The organism is Veillonella sp. CAG:933, from assembly GCF_000431435.1.
Taxonomy (GTDB): domain Bacteria; phylum Bacillota; class Negativicutes; order Veillonellales; family Veillonellaceae; genus Veillonella_A.
Genome location: NZ_HF986120.1, coordinates 1 through 575 on the forward strand (window position 1 = coordinate 1; position 575 = coordinate 575).

1 protein-coding gene is annotated in these 575 nt (G+C 44.0%); it reads left to right on the top strand.

Annotation, left to right across the window (positions count from 1 at the left end):
* Nucleotides 1-575, top strand: a 575-nt coding sequence (locus tag QZL64_RS00945; protein ID WP_296309095.1) for a GTP-binding protein, incomplete at both ends; no start/stop codon positions are given.

Consider the following 575-nt stretch of genomic DNA (forward strand, 5'->3'; position numbering starts at 1 on the left):
GAACGTACTAAACCGCATGTTAACATCGGTACTATCGGTCACGTTGACCATGGTAAAACTACTCTTACTGCAGCAATCACTAAAGTTCTTGCTGAAGAAGGTAAGGCTCAATTCCAAGATTACAGCATGATCGACAAAGCTCCGGAAGAACGTGAACGTGGTATCACAATCAACACTTCCCACGTAGAATATGAAACTGAAAATCGTCACTATGCACACGTTGACTGCCCGGGCCATGCCGACTATGTTAAAAACATGATCACCGGTGCTGCTCAGATGGACGGCGCTATCTTGGTTATCGCTGCAACTGACGGCCCTATGGCTCAGACTCGTGAACACATCCTTCTTGCTCGTCAGGTAGGTGTACCTGCTATCGTTGTATTCTTGAACAAAGCAGATATGGTAGACGATGATGAATTAATCGAATTAGTAGAAATGGAAGTTCGCGATCTTCTTACTACTTATGAATTCCCTGGCGACGAAGTACCTATTATCGTAGGTTCCGCTTTGAAAGCTTTGGAAGGAGACCCTAAATACGTAGAAAAAATCAAAGAATTGATGCAGGCAGTTGATGA